The organism is Methylocystis sp. (assembly GCF_051061225.1).
In the GTDB taxonomy this organism is placed as follows: Bacteria; Pseudomonadota; Alphaproteobacteria; order Rhizobiales; family Beijerinckiaceae; genus Methylocystis.
On the sequence record NZ_JBPFEB010000047.1, the window covers coordinates 1 to 15,862 of the forward strand.

General features: G+C 66.0%; 20 protein-coding genes. 3 read left to right on the forward strand and 17 right to left on the reverse strand.

Translation table 11 applies throughout. The features are described from left to right. Positions 1 to 119: 119 nt before the first annotated feature. The 8 genes from ACR652_RS09745 to ACR652_RS09780 all read right to left on the reverse strand — a co-directional run bounded on the left by ACR652_RS09745 (position 120) and on the right by ACR652_RS09780 (position 4,353). On the reverse strand, positions 120 to 827 hold the full coding sequence (locus ACR652_RS09745) for an HK97 family phage prohead protease (protein ID WP_434506316.1): 708 nt from the start codon (positions 825 to 827) through the stop codon (positions 120 to 122). Further along, positions 827 to 1,450 (reverse strand): hypothetical protein, encoded by a 624-nt coding sequence (locus ACR652_RS09750; protein ID WP_434506317.1) that lies wholly within the window; start codon positions 1,448 to 1,450, stop codon positions 827 to 829. Before ACR652_RS09750 ends, ACR652_RS09745 begins: the two co-directional genes overlap by 1 nt. Next, entirely contained in the window at positions 1,443 to 2,018 is a 576-nt protein-coding gene (locus tag ACR652_RS09755) for a hypothetical protein (protein WP_434506318.1), read from the reverse strand. The genes ACR652_RS09750 and ACR652_RS09755 overlap by 8 nt, the downstream gene beginning before the upstream one ends. Continuing rightward, positions 2,018 to 2,218 (reverse strand): hypothetical protein, encoded by a 201-nt coding sequence (locus ACR652_RS09760; RefSeq protein ID WP_434506319.1) that lies wholly within the window; start codon positions 2,216 to 2,218, stop codon positions 2,018 to 2,020. Before ACR652_RS09760 ends, ACR652_RS09755 begins: the two co-directional genes overlap by 1 nt. Positions 2,219 to 2,280: 62 nt before the next feature. Beyond that, positions 2,281 to 2,673, reverse strand: coding sequence for a hypothetical protein (locus ACR652_RS09765; protein ID WP_434506320.1), 393 nt, complete (start codon positions 2,671 to 2,673; stop codon positions 2,281 to 2,283). After that, positions 2,670 to 3,785 (reverse strand): hypothetical protein, encoded by a 1,116-nt coding sequence (locus ACR652_RS09770; RefSeq protein WP_434506321.1) that lies wholly within the window; start codon positions 3,783 to 3,785, stop codon positions 2,670 to 2,672. The genes ACR652_RS09765 and ACR652_RS09770 overlap by 4 nt, the downstream gene beginning before the upstream one ends. Then, the gene (locus ACR652_RS09775; RefSeq protein ID WP_434506322.1) at positions 3,782 to 4,090 is read right to left on the reverse strand and encodes a hypothetical protein; all 309 of its coding nucleotides are present in this window, start codon (positions 4,088 to 4,090) and stop codon (positions 3,782 to 3,784) included. Before ACR652_RS09775 ends, ACR652_RS09770 begins: the two co-directional genes overlap by 4 nt. Further along, positions 4,087 to 4,353, reverse strand: coding sequence for a hypothetical protein (locus ACR652_RS09780; protein WP_434506323.1), 267 nt, complete (start codon positions 4,351 to 4,353; stop codon positions 4,087 to 4,089). The genes ACR652_RS09775 and ACR652_RS09780 overlap by 4 nt, the downstream gene beginning before the upstream one ends. Before the next feature lie 323 nt (positions 4,354 to 4,676). Between ACR652_RS09780 and aroA the strand changes: the two genes are divergently transcribed. The 3 genes from aroA to gluQRS all read left to right on the forward strand — a co-directional run bounded on the left by aroA (position 4,677) and on the right by gluQRS (position 7,693). Next, positions 4,677 to 6,059 carry a 3-phosphoshikimate 1-carboxyvinyltransferase gene (gene aroA, locus ACR652_RS09785; RefSeq protein ID WP_434506335.1) on the forward strand — a complete coding sequence of 461 codons (1,383 nt, stop codon included), beginning with the start codon at positions 4,677 to 4,679 and terminating at the stop codon, positions 6,057 to 6,059. Continuing rightward, on the forward strand, positions 6,056 to 6,694 hold the full coding sequence (gene cmk / locus ACR652_RS09790) for a (d)CMP kinase (protein WP_434506324.1): 639 nt from the start codon (positions 6,056 to 6,058) through the stop codon (positions 6,692 to 6,694). The genes aroA and cmk overlap by 4 nt, the downstream gene beginning before the upstream one ends. A 114-nt stretch (positions 6,695 to 6,808) precedes the next feature. Beyond that, a complete protein-coding gene (gene gluQRS / locus ACR652_RS09795) occupies positions 6,809 to 7,693 on the forward strand; it encodes a tRNA glutamyl-Q(34) synthetase GluQRS (RefSeq protein ID WP_434506325.1) in 885 nt (294 codons plus the stop codon). Positions 7,694 to 7,698: 5 nt separating this feature from the next. Here the strand turns inward: gluQRS and ACR652_RS09800 are convergent, their stop codons facing one another. From ACR652_RS09800 to metK, 9 genes are all read right to left on the reverse strand, one after another. After that, positions 7,699 to 8,694, reverse strand: coding sequence for a L,D-transpeptidase (locus tag ACR652_RS09800; protein ID WP_434506326.1), 996 nt, complete (start codon positions 8,692 to 8,694; stop codon positions 7,699 to 7,701). A gap of 172 nt (positions 8,695 to 8,866) precedes the next feature. After that, on the reverse strand, positions 8,867 to 10,339 hold the full coding sequence (locus ACR652_RS09805; RefSeq protein WP_434506327.1) for an ammonium transporter: 1,473 nt from the start codon (positions 10,337 to 10,339) through the stop codon (positions 8,867 to 8,869). Between the two features lie 33 nt (positions 10,340 to 10,372). Further along, a complete protein-coding gene (locus ACR652_RS09810) occupies positions 10,373 to 10,711 on the reverse strand; it encodes a P-II family nitrogen regulator (protein WP_434506328.1) in 339 nt (112 codons plus the stop codon). A gap of 303 nt (positions 10,712 to 11,014) precedes the next feature. Further along, positions 11,015 to 11,878: an acyl-CoA thioesterase gene (locus ACR652_RS09815; RefSeq protein ID WP_434506329.1), complete on the reverse strand. Its 864-nt coding sequence runs from the start codon at positions 11,876 to 11,878 to the stop codon at positions 11,015 to 11,017. A gap of 79 nt (positions 11,879 to 11,957) precedes the next feature. Beyond that, positions 11,958 to 12,185: a Trm112 family protein gene (locus ACR652_RS09820; RefSeq protein ID WP_434506330.1), complete on the reverse strand. Its 228-nt coding sequence runs from the start codon at positions 12,183 to 12,185 to the stop codon at positions 11,958 to 11,960. A gap of 26 nt (positions 12,186 to 12,211) precedes the next feature. Further along, the gene (locus tag ACR652_RS09825) at positions 12,212 to 12,877 is read right to left on the reverse strand and encodes an LON peptidase substrate-binding domain-containing protein (protein ID WP_434506331.1); all 666 of its coding nucleotides are present in this window, start codon (positions 12,875 to 12,877) and stop codon (positions 12,212 to 12,214) included. A gap of 27 nt (positions 12,878 to 12,904) precedes the next feature. Continuing rightward, positions 12,905 to 13,798, reverse strand: a complete 894-nt coding sequence (trxA, locus tag ACR652_RS09830) for a thioredoxin (RefSeq protein ID WP_434506332.1) — start codon at positions 13,796 to 13,798, stop codon at positions 12,905 to 12,907. A gap of 22 nt (positions 13,799 to 13,820) precedes the next feature. After that, on the reverse strand, positions 13,821 to 14,501 hold the full coding sequence (trmB, locus tag ACR652_RS09835) for a tRNA (guanosine(46)-N7)-methyltransferase TrmB (protein ID WP_434506333.1): 681 nt from the start codon (positions 14,499 to 14,501) through the stop codon (positions 13,821 to 13,823). Between the two features lie 200 nt (positions 14,502 to 14,701). Then, on the reverse strand, positions 14,702 to 15,862 hold a 1,161-nt coding region (metK, locus tag ACR652_RS09840; RefSeq protein ID WP_434506334.1), incomplete at its 5' end, for a methionine adenosyltransferase.

Genomic DNA, 15,862 nt, shown 5'->3' on the forward strand with positions numbered 1-15,862 from the left:
GACGCCGTGCGACAAGGGAAAATAAGGGGAAATCCGTGCCATCTGCGCTTCACTGAGCAAAAACAAATCACCCATCAAAGTCTCCATTTCGGAGACCTTGAATCACGCCTCAGTCAAAATTAATAGGTCCTGAGCCTAGCCAACCCCACCGACGACGCCGCGTCCGAAGGCTGGGCGCCAATCGGCTGCAACGCACGGAAGCCGGCCGAGGCGTCGGCGGGGATGGCTACGGCGCTTAGCTCGAAAACCTCCCAATCCGTGGCCCGGCGAGTGGGCGGCGAGGTCGTGTCGTCGACTTCGTATTTGTGGGTGAGGTAGCCGACGCTGACCGAACGCAACACCCCGTCGCGCACATCCTGCCAGGCCCGCTCGCCTGCTTCAGAACGTGAGAACTTCACTTTCCCCCAGAGAGAGCCGCGCTCGATCCTTGCGCTGCCAGGAACAACCGCGCCAAGAATTGCCTCTGTCCCGGTCCAATAATTGTGGCTATCAAGTAGCGGTGCGCCAGCGTTGAGCCGATCCATGCGAATGGCATTGGAGCTAATTTCGAGGACTTCGATAAAATCGCCGTCCAGCCAATCAGAACGTTTGACGGCCGCGCCCGTGCTCATCACTACGTCGACGGTGCGCGCGGCTTCGTCGATGGTGCGGGGCGCGTCGCCGATGAAAGCGGCTTTCCGAGTTAGCAGCGGCGCGCCATCAACGAAGCGTGTCGCAGGCGCGTCAGCCGCGACGCCAAGGAAGACAAGGGCGCTGGCTTCGTGCGGCGGAAGGGCGAGGACTTGTCCCGCACGGTAGTTTTGAAAGTCACGGATAATTCTGATCATCACAGCGCTCCCAAATGTTCGAATATCCCCCGCCGCGCCCCGCCTTGTTCGAGCAGGCGCTCAGCCTCGGCGGCCGGCACAACAAATTCCACTAGGCCTTCGTCGCCGTCGCGCCCTGCCATGTGCAACTGCATCCGAAGCCCACGCGCCAAGGCGTCCGCGAGCGACTCGACGCCGCCCCAAACCATGGGCGACGCCAGCATTCGGCGCGTGATCATGCGCGCCATTCGCGCCCATGCCTCGGGGTCGCGACCGCTGGCATAGCGCGTCAAACTAGCCAAGTTCGCTACCTGTCGCATGTCACCCTCATCACCGTGGCGATTGCCGGCAACGCGCTCCTGAGCCAATGGGCCGGCCAGCGAGACTAGCGCGCCTGGAAGAAACAGGCGCCAACTCTCGAAGGATTGCACCCACGACGGCGGCGGCCCAGGGTTTTCGAGGGGAATGTCCTCGACAGAAGGCCGCCGGCCGGCCTGGTATACGCCAACGTATCCGGCGAGCGTCGCCGCAGTCTGACCCAAACGCGCCTGCACCACGACGTCGGCGGATTTGAGCGCTAGGACGTGGATGGCGGCTGCGTGCCCAGCTTCATGAGCGGCGAGCGCGAAGATGGCGTCACACATCGGCACCGTCCAGCGTGCGGCGGCGGGCGTCCTCGTGCGCCCGGGATTCCTTCAGCCGGCGGCCAAAATCTCTGACGGACTCGTGGTGCACCACAATCGGTCCGCCGTCCCACCAATGACTCGGGCTCTGGCCAGCGGCCCGGGCGGCTTGGTCGTGTTGCTCGTGCGCACGCTTGACCGTTTCGAGCTTCGCCAGCGCGACTGTCATCGCTTGGCGGAAATCGTCCAACGCAACGTGCCTTGCGTCGAAAGTCTCCCGCGCCGTGCGCTCAGCGATTTCCTTTTTCGCCGCCTGGAGGCGGTCGCGCAGCTCGCCTTCAATAGCGTCAATTTTTTCAAGACGCGCGTGAAAACGCTCGGCCAACACGTCAGCTCGGAGTATCTCTTCCTCGGAGGTCGAACGATCGACAAGCATCGCTTTTCGGCGCCCAGCATAGTCAGCCAGCTGGGCATGCAGTTTCGCGCGCTCCGCCTCGATGGCGGCTAGATCATCCACGATCACAGAGACGAGCTCGGCTGGTTGCGCGGGTTCGGCGTCGCGGGTTTTCAAAAAATCAAAAAATGACATCACTTGCCCTCCGTCTGCTTGGCGACCTTCGATCTCAGACCAACCGCGGTGGCCACGCGGGAGAGAATTGGCTCGGCGTAGGTAGCGAAACCAAGGCTAACGAGCCGATCCGCGTCCTCTGACGAAAATGTCGCGCGCTCGCCGGGCCCATATGCGACCGCGCCGACATTGGCGGGTTTCGTGAAGATTACAGCCTTCATGGTGACTCCTGTGATTCGCTCGATGATGGCCGGCACGTGTTTCCAAGTTCAAGACGCTCGAATTAGAAACTCTGGTTCCTGTGCCCCTCCGCGATGTTTCGCACTTGCTTGTGCCCGATCGCGCGGCCGTCGTTGAGGCGGGTTATCTGACTCAACGCGGGGTCATCCACACCCCGAGTGACGTGCGCCACCCAATCAGCCGCAAGACGCATGCAGCGTCCGTGAAGTGCGCCGCGATAGCGCGTTTCGATCAGTTCTCTGATGAGGGCGTCCCGCCGATCCATTCGCGCGGCACGAGCGGCGCGCAGGGCGGCGTCGATCGAGTCGCGAAGGCTTTCGCGGCCGGAGTCGGTCATCTCCGCCGCCGCCGCATGGATAATTGCGATTGCGGCGGCAACATCGGCGTCGAGGGGCGGCAAGATGGCGATGGCCTCGGCGCGGCAGGGGTCAGTCATTGGCCCCTCGCGTCGGTGACGTCGCTGCCTGCTGCTATGCGAGCCTCGCGGCCTTCGCGGTAGCCTTTCATCCACCTGTCACGCTCTTCGGCGGGCCACTCCGCAAGCAGCGACTCGTCGAGTTCAAAACCGTCTACGCGGCCACATCTCCTGCCGACTTCCTCTCGGATCGCGAGGCGGTCTTCCTGCTTAGTATTAAGCGACCACGGCGCAGCGGCGGCACTTGGGCGCTCTGGCCGTTCGTTGATATTATCAACATTCGGTTCCGCCTCCTCCTGCCATTCATCTCTCCTCGGGAGGGCCATTAGCCTGGCGACAGACTCCGCGAGAATGCGGCTGTCGGCGATTGGCCGAGGCACTGGTATCGCTTTTCGCCCAGCGCAGCGCGGCGCAGACTCCCAATCATGCCCCTCAGCAATGAGCCGAGAGACCCTTTCCCTGCGAAGCTCCTCCGCTTCCGCGTCGTAATCATCCAGCTCCGGCCGACGCTCTGGCCAATCGATTCCACCGCATGCCTTGCGCTGCGCAGCAGCCGCCGAAGGCGGAATTTCCTCGCGCGTAGCAGTAGTGAATCCCTCGCCGCTACGCGGCTCGGCCGCGCTGGGATTTTTTTTAAATGGGATAAAATCCCGGGATACAATCTCGCAAGTTACTGATTTTTCATCGTCTCCGATTTGAGGTTGGCGGGTTGACTGCACCGGATTTGGCGGGTTGACTGCGCCAGATTTGGCGGGTTCATTTTCCGGTGAACCCGCCACGGATGGCGGGTTGATTTCTGGCTCAGTAGCGGCAGTCTCTTGCGGGTCCAGAACCAGAAATGTGACAGGGCACTTGTGGTAGCGCCGCTTCTGAACAAGCAGCCCGGCTGCTTTTAGCGCGGACATCTGGCGCTGCACGCTTCTCAAGGGAATGCCGTGCTTCTCGGCAATCGTCTCTTGGCCGATGATGAAACCACCGAGCTTCTTGTCTATCCACCTGTGAGCGAGTTTCGTCGCGACGGCGAGGGCAGTCGGCGCTTGCGTTGCGACTTCGTCGAGCCAGTCGAACCGCTCCACGAGCGTCACGGCCGCCTCTATCTCTACGGATCGATCGATATTCGTTACGAGCGTCATCCCGCGGCCTCCATCAGGAGGTCCAGCACGGCACCGATAATCCCCGCGGGGCGGCCGGCGGCGTCGCGAGTAACGGCACCACGGATCGCCTCCAGCGGTGTCCCGTGTTGCAGCGCCAAGCTGACTGCGACGGCCGCGTCACGGGCGTCGTCAGCTGCGTCCGTCGAAGCCTTTTCTGAATCGATAAAGAGCTCCGCGACGCGACCATCCGGAAAGCGGCCGACGCCTGCGATGTATGGACGGCCGCGAAACGTGAAGTTGTAGATTTCGTGCCGGCGGCGGTTGGGGAGGTGCTGGCGCGTCATGCGGCGCCCCCGAGCTCGAGGGCGTTGGCGATCCGCACCAGGCGCGCCGCGATGGCGTCCTTGGCGGCGTAGACGGCCTCCGGGGTGGCGCGCATGGGGTCATGGATGCGGCGCACAGCCCGGGCGAGCGCGCGAAGCTCGTTAGACGTTGACGCCCGGCCGCCGGCGGGGCATTCTTTTCGCTGAAGGTCGACCAATTTCCTTCGCGCTTCACCGCCGCCCCGGGGTACAGCCGTGGCGGCGGTTTCGTTTGGACCTTCCATTCTCCCTATCCTTTCGGTAGGGGGAACGTGAACCAACTAGATCAAGGCCTTCGGACCGTTTCCCAAGCTGTATGTCGAGGGTTCGATTCCCTTCGCCCGCTCCAGTTCGACCCGCCGCCCTCCCACGCTCGTCCGCGCAGCTTGCTATTTGCAATGGACGCCGGAGCGCCCGCTTTTCTAACTTCCATTCCAGCCGGCGTTTCGGTAAATGGAGCCTGATCGAACTGGATCAGTGCGTTAGAGTCTCTCGCCTTGCGATGCGCCGGGCGGTCGGCTCGCTTCGGCTGTTCCGCTTCACTTTCCGCGCGCTGGCCGCGGCGCCGATGCGGCGGCCGCGGGCGGCGCGCCGCTTGCCAAGGGCTTGCATTTTGGACGCCTCCCACGCTCCCGCCGCGCCGCTGAGCGCCTCCGCTTCAGGCCCGCTGACGGGCCGCGTCCGGCCGCCCGGCGATAAATCCGTCTCGCATCGCTGCATGATTTTCGGCCTCCTCGCGCTCGGCGAGACGACCATCGAGGGTCTGCTCGAGGGCGAGGACGTGCTGCGCACGGCGCAGGCGGCGCGCCAGCTCGGCGCGAAGGTCACGCGCCATGCGCCGGGAAGCTGGAGCGTCTGGGGCGCCGGTCTCGGCTCGCTGCTCCAGCCCACGGAGACGCTCGACTTCGGCAACGCCGGCACTGGCTCGCGGCTGATGATGGGCGTCATCGCCGGCCACCCCATCGTCGCGCGCTTCGACGGCGACGCCTCGCTGCGCAAGCGCCCGATGAAGCGCATTCTCGATCCGCTGGCGCTGCAGGGCGCGCAGGTGCTGGAGCAGGCCGAGGGCGGCCGCCTGCCGCTGGTGCTCCAGGGCTCGGCCGAGCCGCTGCCGGTCGAATACAGGACGCCCGTGGCGTCGGCGCAGATCAAGTCCGCCGTTCTGCTGTGCGGGCTGAATTCGCCGGGCCGCACGGTTGTCATCGAGGCCGAGGCGTCGCGCGACCACACCGAAAAGATGCTCGCGCACTTCGGCGCAAAGGTTAAGAGCGAGCCTTACGGCGCTCACGGCCGCAAGATCACGCTCGAAGGGCGCCCGGAGCTCGTCGCGCGACCGGTGCGCGTCCCGGCCGATCCGTCCTCCGCCGCCTTTCCGCTGGTCGCGGCGCTGATCACGCCCGGCTCGGACATTGTGGTTGAAGGCGTGATGACCAATCCGCTGCGCAGCGGCCTGCTGACCACGCTGCAGGAAATGGGCGCCGACATCACGCTCGACAACAGGCGCGACGAGGGCGGCGAGGACGTCGCCGACGTGCGCGCGCGCTTCTCGAGCCTCACGGGCGTCGACGTGCCGGCCGAACGCGCGCCCTCGATGATCGACGAATATCCGATCCTCGCGGTCGCCGCGGCCTTCGCGACGGGCCAGACCCGCATGCGCGGCCTCTCCGAGTTGCGCGTCAAGGAATCCGATCGTCTCGCGGCCATCGCGGCCGGACTGACCGTCAATGGCGTCGACTGCGAGATCGTCGGGGACGACCTCATCGTGCGCGGCGGACCGGTCAGGGGCGGGGGAACAGTCGAGACGCATCTCGATCACCGCATCGCGATGAGCTTCCTCGTCATGGGCCTCGCGGCGCAGCAGGCGGTGACGGTCGACGACGAGACCATGATCGCCACCAGCTTCCCGACCTTCCGCGCGCTGATGGAAGGACTTGGAGCGCGGTTCTCGTGAGCTTCGTCATCGCCATCGACGGGCCGGCCGCGTCCGGCAAGGGCACGCTCGCGCGCCGGCTGGCGGCGCATTTCGGCCTGCCGCATCTCGATACGGGGCTGCTCTATCGCGCCACGGCCTGCGCGCTCATCGAGGAGGGCTTGCCGCTCGATGACGTGGAGGCGGCGGTGGAGGCGGCGCGCGGCCTGTCGCTCACCGATTTCGACGAGGCGCGGCTGCGCAGCCGCGAGATGGGCGAGGGCGCCTCGCTCGTCGGCGCCATGCCGGCGGTTCGCGCCGCGCTGATCGACCTCCAGCGCGGCTTCGCCGCGCGGCCCGAGGGCGCCGTGCTGGACGGGCGCGACATCGGCACGGTGATCTGCCCCGACGCCACGGTCAAGATCTTCGTCACGGCTTCCGCCGAGACCCGCGCGCAGCGCCGCGCGCTGGAGCTTGCGGGGCGTGGCGAGGAGGTGGATTTCGCCGCCATCCTCGAAGACGTGCGCCGGCGCGACGCCCGCGACAGCGAACGCAGCACGGCGCCGCTGAAGGCTGCTGGCGACGCGATCACGCTGGACACGAGCGAACTGGATCGCGAACAGGCCTTCGCCGCCGCGCTGGCGATCGCGGAGCGCGGGCGTTTGAAGGCGAGGTGAGCGGCTTGCCCCTCACCCCAACCCTCTCCCCGCAAGCGGGGAGAGGGGGCGCCAATCTACTCCTCTCCCCGCGCGCGGGGAGAGGCCGGGTGAGGGGCAGGGCCGCAAGCACACATGCGCAATGAAGAGCGAGAGTCTTCCAGCCGCGTCTTTCGTTTCGCGCCATCGCCGAACGGCTTTCTGCATCTCGGCCACGCCTATTCCGCGCTGTTGAATTTCAGCCTCGCGCGCGCCTGCGGCGGGCGGTTTCTGCTCAGGATCGAGGATATCGACAAAGGCCGCGCCCGCGCCGAATTCGAGGCGGCGATCTACGAGGACCTCGCCTGGCTCGGGCTTGATTGGGAACGGCCCGTGCGCCGTCAATCGGAGCATTTCGACGATTATGCGCGGGCGCTGGAGCGACTCGACGCCATGGGGCTGCTGTACGCCTGTGACTGCAAGCGCTCCGACATCGCGCATGTTGCAGCCGCGCGGGCGGATTGGCCGCGCGATCCCGACGGCGCGCCGCTTTATCCCGGAACCTGTCGCAACAAGCCACGTCGCCCGGCGCGCGAGGTTCTGGCGCAGGGCGGCGTCGCGCTGAGGCTCGACATGGCCAGGGCGGTCGCGCGCGCGGGGGAGGCGGTGAACTGGCGCGAACGTCGCCCACCCGGTTCCACCGATGCGGTCGCGCTCGTGGACGCGCGTCCGGCGCAATGGGGCGACGTGGTTCTCGCCCGCAAGGATACGCCCGCGAGCTATCACATCGCCGTTGTCGTGGATGACGCGCTTCAGGGCGTGACCGATGTCGTGCGCGGGCGCGATCTCTTCCAGGCGACAAGCGTGCATCGTCTGCTTCAGCGCCTGCTCGATCTGCCGGAGCCGGCCTATCTGCACCATGATCTGGTGGTCGATCCGAGCGGAGAGAAACTCGCCAAGAGTCGTGGCTCGGAGACGCTCCGCGCGCTCCGCCGTCAAGGCGTGAGTGCGCAGGAGGTCCGGCGCCTTGTAGGCGTCTGATCGGGTCAGCCCGTGGTGACGATCACGAAATCCTTGCCGCTGCGGCTGTCGGGCGTGAGCGGGGCGTCGGTGAGCACCATGGTCATGCCGGGATGCATGCGGGTCTGCATCGCGTCGACGAAGCTGGGCTCCGCCGTGATCCGCTGCATCACCGCATCGTCGCGAGTCATCGCCGAGTCGGAATTGCTGTGGGTGATCGCGCTCCAGTACATGCCGCGCGCGTCATGATTGGCGCCGTTCAGCACGAAGACATGCGACCCCAGCTTTTCGCCGCCCTTCAGGGTGAGTTTCGAGCGCGCGACGACGCGGTCGTTCTCGATCAGCTCGATCGTTCTGTCGGCCGAGGAGACGATGACGCTCGTCACGGGCGCGTTTTCGGCCGCGACCCAGTCCGAAGGATGTTTCTTGCCGTCGAGGCCGGCGAGAACCTGCTCGAATTCCTGTTCCGCATAGCCGCTGAGCACCATGCCCGGATGAGTCAGCTCCCAGGGATCGGTATGAGCGCCGGCGATGATGACGGGCGTTCCGATATGGGTGACGCCGAACAGCAGTTCGGAGAATTGCGCCGGCAGCCGCACGCAGCCATGCGACGCCGGATAGCCCGGCAGATTGCCGGCGTGCAGCGCGACACCCGACCACGTCAGCCGGTTCATGTTGGGCATGGGCGCGTCGTCGTAGATCGACGAGTGATGGTTCTTGTCTTTCTCCAGCACGACGAAGACGCCCGTCGGGGTTTCATGTCCGGGCTTGCCGGTTGAACAGGTCGAAACCGCGATGCGGACGCCGTTGCGATAGACATGCACGCGCTGCTCGGGGATTGAGACGACGACCGAAACGGGACCCGCCGCCGCGCGTTCCGGGCGCCAGGTGAACTCACCCGGTTTCAGTTGGGAAATTTCCTTCAGCATCTCATTGGCGAAAGCCGACCCGGCCGGGAGGACGGCGCCGGTTCCGATCAGGCCGCCAAGAAACATGCGGCGATTCCAAAGAAGCGAGCTCATGATGTTCCCCCTGTGCCGGAATGTTTCGGCAAGTAACACAACCATGGTTAACGGTTGATAATTGCAATAGCCCGGAAACACTTGCGCAGGTGTGCGCGGCCGCACGCGGCGCGCGCAAAAAAGAAGCGGCGCCCGTGGGCGCCGCTTCGTGGTTTGGCTTGGGGAAGCGAAATCAGTAGTTGTAGGCGCGTTCGCCGTGATCCGTGATGTCCAGGCCTTCGCGCTCCTGATCGGGCGCCGGGCGCAGGCCGACGACGATGTCCACGACTTTGTAGAGAATCGCCGAGCCGATGCCGGAGAAGAGCAGCGTCGCGACGACCGCCGTTCCCTGCGCTTTCATCTGGACCATCATGTCGTAGGTTCCGGCGAAATTCTCCAGATTGGTGTAGTCGGTGATTCCGACGCCGCCGAAATTCGGATTGACCAGGAGACCCGTCGCCAGCGCGCCGGTGATGCCGCCGATGCAGTGCACGCCGAACACGTCGAGCGCGTCGTCGTAGCCCAGCTTGTGCTTCACGATATCCACGAAGAACAGGCAGATCGGCGAGACGGCGAGGCCGAGGATGATCGAGCCCATGGGGCCCGCATAGCCGGAGGCCGGCGTCACGGCGACGAGGCCCGCGACCGCGCCGGTGATGAGGCCGAGCAGCGACGGCTTGCCCTTGACCAGCCACTCCGTCACCATCCACGACAGGCCCGCCGCGGCGGTGGCGACCATGGTGTTCACGAAGGCCAGCGCGGTCACGCCATTGGCTTCGAGATTGGAGCCGGCGTTGAAGCCGAACCAGCCCACCCACAGCAGCGCGGCGCCAACCATCGAGAGCGTCAACGAATGCGGGGCGAGGATTTCCTTGCCGTAGCCGATGCGCTTGCCCACCATGACGGCGCCCACGAGACCCGCGATGCCGGCGTTGATGTGCACCACCGTGCCGCCCGCGAAATCCAGCGCGCCCTTTCCGGCGAGCCAGCCGACATTGCCGGCGATCTCGTCGATCTTCGCCTGCGCCGCGGCCTTGGCGGCTTCGTCCGTCGCGGCGGCGAGCTGCGTGGCGGCGTCGACGAGAGCGTTCGGATCGGCCACGCCCCAGACCCAGTGCGCCACCGGGAAGTAGATGAACGTCACCCACAGAAACACGAAGAGCAGCACCGCCGAGAATTTCATGCGCTCGGCGAAGGCGCCGAGGATGAGCGCCGGAGTGATCATCGCGAAGGTCATCTGGAAGCTGAGAAAGGCGTATTCCGGAATGACCTTGCCGGGCGTGAAGGTCGGCGCGTTGCTCGACGCCGTCACGCCTTTGAGGAAGAGCTTGTTGAAGCCGCCGATATAGTGGTTCAGCGCGCCGCCGTCGCCGAAGGCCAGCGAATAGCCATAGAACGACCAGATCACGCCCACGAGGCAGACGATGGCGAAGGTCTGCGTGAGGATCGACGCCATGTTCTTGGTGCGCACGAGGCCGCCATAGAAGAGGGCGAGGCCCGGAATCGACATCATCAGCACGAGCAGCGTCGAGGTCAGCATCCAGGCGGTGTCGCCCGGATTGGGAGTGGGGTCGTTGCCGGCGAGCGCCGGACCCGCCAGCGCGATCATCGCCGCTCCCGCGAGGGTCGAAGCCGCGAGCGCGCTTCGAAACGAAGGACGTTTCATGTTGGGAAGCTCCAGATTACGGGGAGAGACGGATCAGAGCGCGTCGGCGTCGGATTCGCCGGTGCGGATGCGGATGGCCCGTTCAAGCGGGCTGACGAAAATCTTGCCGTCGCCAATCTGTCCGGTGCGGGCGGTCGAGGTGATCGCCTCTACAACCTTGTCGACGACGCCGGCGCCGACCGCGACTTCGATCTTCAGCTTCGGCAGGAAGCTGATGGCGTATTCTGCGCCGCGATAAATTTCCGTATGACCCTTCTGCCGTCCATAGCCCTTGACTTCTGTCACGGTGAGTCCGTGCACGCCGATATTCGTCAGCGCGTCCCGGACTTCATCGAGCTTGAACGGCTTGATGATCGCTGTCACGATTTTCATCTGCCAATCCTGTTTGTTATCGACCCCTTTGACGGGCGCCGCTTCCTTGGAAAGCCGCACGCCGAGCGGCGCGGTCGCTGGAGAGGGCACTGGCGTGCCCGCGCCCCTTGCTTTCAAATGCCGTGCCAATAGGAAAAAGGCGCGAAATCCCCGAGGATTGCCCGTGTCGGCCATTCGGCCGCGCCCGAGTCCCGGCGGGGCGCGCGGCGGGGTGTTGATGAAAACGCAAGGAGTCTCGGGCGGCGCCGTGAAAATAGGCGTCCGCCGGCAGCCGCGCAGGGCGCCTATCCTGTAGGCAGGCGCCTAAAGATTGGTGCGAAGCCGAATGAGTCCCTCCTGCGCCGAGGAGGCGAGGAGGCGGCCGTCGCGGGCGTAGATGCGGCCGAAGGTCAGCCCGCGGGCATGCGACGCGGCAGGGCTTTCCTGAACGTAGAGAAGCCAGTCGTCCACACGGGGGGCCTGGTGGAACCACAGCGCGTGATCGAGGCTCGCGACCTGAATACGCGGATCGAAGATGTTTCTCCCATGGACCATGAGCGCGGTGTTGAGCAGCGTCATGTCGGAGAGATAGGCAAGAAGGGCGAGATGGGTCGCCTCGTCGTCCGGCAGCGGCTCCTGCACGCGAAACCAGATCAACTGGCCGCCGCGATGAGGGGCGAGCAGGGTCTCGGGGGAGACGACGCGCATGTCCAGCGAACTGGCGCGCTTCATCCAGGGCTCGGCGGGCGTCGGCAGGAAGGCCTGAAAGCGCTCGATCAGCGCGTCAATGGTCGGAAGGCTCTCGGGCGCCGGCGTCTCCGGCATGTCGGCGGCATGGGCGAGGCCCGGCTCCCGCAATTGGAAGGACGCCTCCAGCGAGAAGATCACGCGCCCCTTCTGGGTGGCCTCGCAACGGCGCGTGGTGAAGCTGCGGCCGTCGCGCACCCGCTCGACCGCGAAGTCGATGGGGATGCCTGGGTCGCCGGCGAGCACGAAATAGGCGTGCAGGGAATGCGCCGGGCGATCGGCGGGCACGGTGCGCGCCGCGGCGACGAGCGCCTGCGCGACAACCTGTCCGCCATAGAGGTGGGAGCCCGCCGAGGCCGGGCTGAAGCCCCGGAAGCGGTCTTCCCCGAGGTCGTCCAGATCGAGGATCGCGAGAAGCTCGCTTGCGGGATGCTCGGTCATCGGGGGAAGGCCCCTCCCTGTCCCGTCCCCGTTTCACGGGAGAGGGGACGCTCACGATCGGCGATATTCAGGCGGCCAACTAATCTATCTGTCGCGCTTCTTCCGGCAGCATGATCGGAATGCCGTCCCGGATTGGATAGGCGAGCCGCGCCGAGCGTGAAATCAGTTCCTGCCGGTTGCGGTCATAGTCGAGCGACGATTTGGTCAGCGGGCAAACCAGAATTTCCAGCAGCTTGGGGTCGACCCTGGTCGCCTCGTGCGCATTCGGCTCGTGAGGGTCAGCGCCGGCGTCGATGTTCTCGTTCATATGGCATCCCAATGGTTGGTTGAAACTCAGTGCCACTGCGGCCGCTCGCCGTCGCGCTCGGCCAGATCGAGCCTGGCGAGCGCGACCAGCGTCTCGGCGCGGGTCTTCAGGTCGATCGCCTCGACCAGCGCCTGCTTTTCATTCGCGCCAAACGGCGACATCATGGCGAGCGCGTTGACCAGTGTTTCGGTGGGGGCGGCGTCGATGCTGGCCCAGTCGACCTCAAGCTTGGAGGATTCCGCGAAGGTCCGCAACATGGCGACCATGCTTTCGCGATCCACGGCGCTTTCGCCGGCGCCCGGCAGAAGGTCGGCCTCGAAGCCGGCGTAGTCGACGCGGAACTGCCGATAGGGCGTGGTGGTCGCCATTTCCTCGATGATCCGGAAGCGGCTGGCCCCTGTCAGGGTGATCAGATACCGGCCGTCCCCCGTCTCAGCGAAGCGGGTGATCCGTCCGGCGCAGCCGATCTGGAACAGCGGCGGCGGCGTCGCGCCATTGCCGGCAGGCAAGGGCTGGATCATGCCGATGAGCCGCGCCCCGGCGATGGCGTCGTCGACCATCCGCACATAGCGCGGCTCGAAGATGTTGAGCGGCAATTCGCCCCGCGGCAGCAGAACCGCCCCGGCGAGAGGAAAGACCGGGAGGACGGCGGGAAGCTCCCGAATGTCCGAATAGGGGTGGTTGAGGCTCATGGCGCGCGGGCGGGGACGCCGCTCCCTTTACGAGAAAAGCAGCGTGGAGAGCCGGCGCCGCGCCGCGACGGCGGCCTTGTCCATCGGGCCCCACGCCTCGAAAAACTGGACGAGCTGCTTCCTCGCCCCGTCCTCGTTCCAACTACGGTCGCGCCGGATGATTTCAAGAAGCGCATTGGCGGCTTCCTCGCGCTCGTCCCGCGCGTTGAGCGCCAGGGCGAGGTCGAAATAGGCCTGGAGGTCGTTCGGGTCGAAATTGATCCGGGCCTTGAGATCGTCGATCTCGCCGAGGTCCTGCGCCGCGGCGGCGTTTTCGATCGCGGCGGCGGCGGCGGCGGCGTCCGGGTCCTTGCGCGCCGACTCCGGCAGGCGCTCCAGCAGGGCGCGCGCCGGGTCGAGCTGGCCGGCCGCGGCATAGAGGCGCGCCAGCAGCGCGACAGCCTTCGGATTGACCGGCTCTTCATTGACGAGTTCCGAGAGCAGCTCATGCGCGGCGCTCACGTCGCCGGCCTCGATCAGCGCCTGCGCGGTCTCCAGCGCGTCGGCGGCGTCGTCCTCGACCGGGCCGACGAGGCGCTCGATGAAGCCCTTGATCTGGCTTTCCGGCAGGGCGCCGACGAAGCCGTCGACCGGCCGGCCGCGCTGGAAGGCGACCACGGCCGGAATGGACTTGATGCCGAGCTGGCCCGCGATTTCCGGCTCGTTATCGATGTTCATCTTGACGAGAGTGGCCTTACCGCCCGTCCCGGCGACGACCCGCTCGATCACCGGCGCGAGCTGCTTGCAGGGGCCGCACCAGGGCGCCCAGAAATCGACGAGCACCACCTGGCGCATGGAGGGATCGAGAACATCCTCGCGGAAACGCTCCACCGTCGTCTCAATGGGTCCGGGCCTTCCGGCCGCCTCATTCGCCAAAACCATCACGCCGCTCCCTCTCGCCAAATCAATCCGCCTGTCTGACGAAGGTCAGATAGACCGGACGGCGTCCAGCCGCCATCGCTTTGGCCTCATATTTGGTCTGCGTCCAGCCATGCCAAGGCTCCAGCCAATCTTGGGCCGTCTCCGCCCGCCAGCGGAATGCGTCGCAAGCGCGCAGGCGGGCGAGCGTCCAGGCGGCGTAGTCGTCGATGTCCGTGGCGAAGCGCAACTCCGCGCCGGGCCGCATGACCCGCGCCAGCCGGTCCAGATTCTCCGGCGAGACGAAACGGCGCTTGCGATGACGCCGCTTTGGCCAGGGGTCCGGGTAGAACAGATAGACGCGCGACAGGCTGGCGTCCGGCAGCCGGTCCAGAACCTCGGCGGCGTCGCCCTGATGGAGCCGGATGTTCGCAAGGCCGCGCTCCTCGATGCGCGACAGGAGCTTCGCCATGCCGTTGACGAACGGCTCGCAGCCGAAGAAGTCCACCTCCGGCTCGCGCGCGGCCGCCTCGATCAGATGCTCCCCGCCGCCGAAGCCGATTTCGAGCCGGGTTTCACGGCCGGGGCGAAGGGGCAGGGGGCTGGAAGGGTCGAGCGCCAGTCTGGGCAGAAGCCCGGTCATCAGCTCGGTCTGATGCTGACGCAGCGCCTTGCCCTTGGAGCGGCCGTAGAGACGACGGCGAAGCGGAGCGGCGTCTTCAGTCATTTTTGCTGACAGGTGGGGGGCATGGGGAGCAATGCTTCCGGCGAAGCGGCGGTCTGCGGGCTCTCATCCCTCTCCCTTCGGGGAGGGTGGCGCGCGAAGCGCGACGGGTGGGGGACCGCATCTGCGATCCTTGCGGCAAGCCCCCTTTTGCTGAGGCGAACCCCACCCGACCCCGATCGGGTGGGGGCGCGCGCTCGCAATCAGCGGAAGTGCGACCTGAGCTGATCGACCAGATCGGTCTTCTCCCAGGAGAAGCCGCCGTCCGTCTCCGGCGCGCGGCCGAAATGGCCGTAGGAGGAGGTGCGCGCGTAGATCGGACGGTTGAGCTGGAGGTGCTCGCGAATGCCGCGCGGCGTCAGCCGCACGAGCTGCGGCAGCACGGCTTCGAGCTTGTCCTCGGGAACCTGGCCGGTGCCGTGCAGGTCGACATAGATCGACAGCGGCTCGGCGACGCCGATGGCGTAGGAGAGCTGGAGCGTGCAGCGGTCGGCGAGGCCCGCCGCCACGACATTCTTGGCCAGATAGCGCGCCGCATAGGCGGCCGAGCGGTCGACCTTGGTCGGGTCCTTGCCCGAAAACGCGCCGCCGCCATGCGGGGCCGCGCCGCCATAGGTGTCGACGATGATCTTGCGGCCGGTCAGGCCGGCGTCGCCATCGGGACCGCCGATGAAGAACTTGCCGGTCGGATTGATGTGCCAGATGGTCTTGCCGTTGATCCAGCCTTCCGGCAGCGCCTGGCGCACATAGGGTTCGACGACTTCGCGAACCTGGTTCGAGGTCATGTCCTCGACGAGATGCTGATGCGAGACCACGATCTCGCGGACGCCGACCGGCTTGCCGTTCTCATATTGCACAGTGACCTGGCTCTTGGAGTCCGGCCCCAGAACCTTCTCGCGGCCAGAGTGGCGCGCTTCCGAAATCAAGCGCAGGATCTTGTGGGCGTAGAAGATCGGCGCCGGCATCAGGTCCGGCGTCTCGTTGGTCGCGTAGCCGAACATGATGCCCTGGTCGCCCGCGCCCTCTTCCTTCTTCTCGCCGGGCTGCAGCGCGTCAACGCCTTGCGCGATGTCGGCCGACTGCGGATGCAGCAGGATCTCGATGTCGGCTTTCTCCCAGTGGAAACCTTCCTGCTCGTAACCGATGTCCTTGATTGCAGAGCGAACCACGCTCTCGATGTGGTCGTTGGTGACCGAGCTCGGGCCGCGCGTTTCGCCGGCGATCACCACCTTGTTGGTGGTCGCAAGGGTTTCGCAGGCGGCGCGGATCGCCCAGGGGTCGATGCCGGCTTTGGGCCCTTCGCGGTAGAACAGATCGACGATCTCATCGGATATCCGGTCGCAGACCTTGTCCGGAGGGCCCTC

Excerpts from the sequence above, each read along its gene's own strand:
- ACR652_RS09745 (WP_434506316.1), bottom strand. The coding sequence starts at position 827 with ATGATCAGAATTATCCGTGACTTTCAAAACTACCGTGCGGGACAAGTC.
- ACR652_RS09750 (WP_434506317.1), bottom strand. The coding sequence starts at position 1,450 with ATGTGTGACGCCATCTTCGCGCTCGCCGCTCATGAAGCTGGGCACGCA.
- ACR652_RS09755 (WP_434506318.1), bottom strand. The coding sequence starts at position 2,018 with ATGTCATTTTTTGATTTTTTGAAAACCCGCGACGCCGAACCCGCGCAA.
- ACR652_RS09760 (WP_434506319.1), bottom strand. The coding sequence starts at position 2,218 with ATGAAGGCTGTAATCTTCACGAAACCCGCCAATGTCGGCGCGGTCGCA.
- ACR652_RS09765 (WP_434506320.1), bottom strand. The coding sequence starts at position 2,673 with ATGACTGACCCCTGCCGCGCCGAGGCCATCGCCATCTTGCCGCCCCTC.
- ACR652_RS09770 (WP_434506321.1), bottom strand. The coding sequence starts at position 3,785 with ATGACGCTCGTAACGAATATCGATCGATCCGTAGAGATAGAGGCGGCC.
- ACR652_RS09775 (WP_434506322.1), bottom strand. The coding sequence starts at position 4,090 with ATGACGCGCCAGCACCTCCCCAACCGCCGCCGGCACGAAATCTACAAC.
- ACR652_RS09780 (WP_434506323.1), bottom strand. The coding sequence starts at position 4,353 with ATGGAAGGTCCAAACGAAACCGCCGCCACGGCTGTACCCCGGGGCGGC.
- aroA (WP_434506335.1), top strand. The coding sequence starts at position 4,677 with ATGCGGCGGCCGCGGGCGGCGCGCCGCTTGCCAAGGGCTTGCATTTTG.
- gluQRS (WP_434506325.1), top strand. The coding sequence starts at position 6,809 with ATGCGCAATGAAGAGCGAGAGTCTTCCAGCCGCGTCTTTCGTTTCGCG.
- ACR652_RS09800 (WP_434506326.1), bottom strand. The coding sequence starts at position 8,694 with ATGAGCTCGCTTCTTTGGAATCGCCGCATGTTTCTTGGCGGCCTGATC.
- ACR652_RS09805 (WP_434506327.1), bottom strand. The coding sequence starts at position 10,339 with ATGAAACGTCCTTCGTTTCGAAGCGCGCTCGCGGCTTCGACCCTCGCG.
- ACR652_RS09810 (WP_434506328.1), bottom strand. The coding sequence starts at position 10,711 with ATGAAAATCGTGACAGCGATCATCAAGCCGTTCAAGCTCGATGAAGTC.
- ACR652_RS09815 (WP_434506329.1), bottom strand. The coding sequence starts at position 11,878 with ATGACCGAGCATCCCGCAAGCGAGCTTCTCGCGATCCTCGATCTGGAC.
- ACR652_RS09820 (WP_434506330.1), bottom strand. The coding sequence starts at position 12,185 with ATGAACGAGAACATCGACGCCGGCGCTGACCCTCACGAGCCGAATGCG.
- ACR652_RS09825 (WP_434506331.1), bottom strand. The coding sequence starts at position 12,877 with ATGAGCCTCAACCACCCCTATTCGGACATTCGGGAGCTTCCCGCCGTC.
- trxA (WP_434506332.1), bottom strand. The coding sequence starts at position 13,798 with ATGGTTTTGGCGAATGAGGCGGCCGGAAGGCCCGGACCCATTGAGACG.
- trmB (WP_434506333.1), bottom strand. The coding sequence starts at position 14,501 with ATGACTGAAGACGCCGCTCCGCTTCGCCGTCGTCTCTACGGCCGCTCC.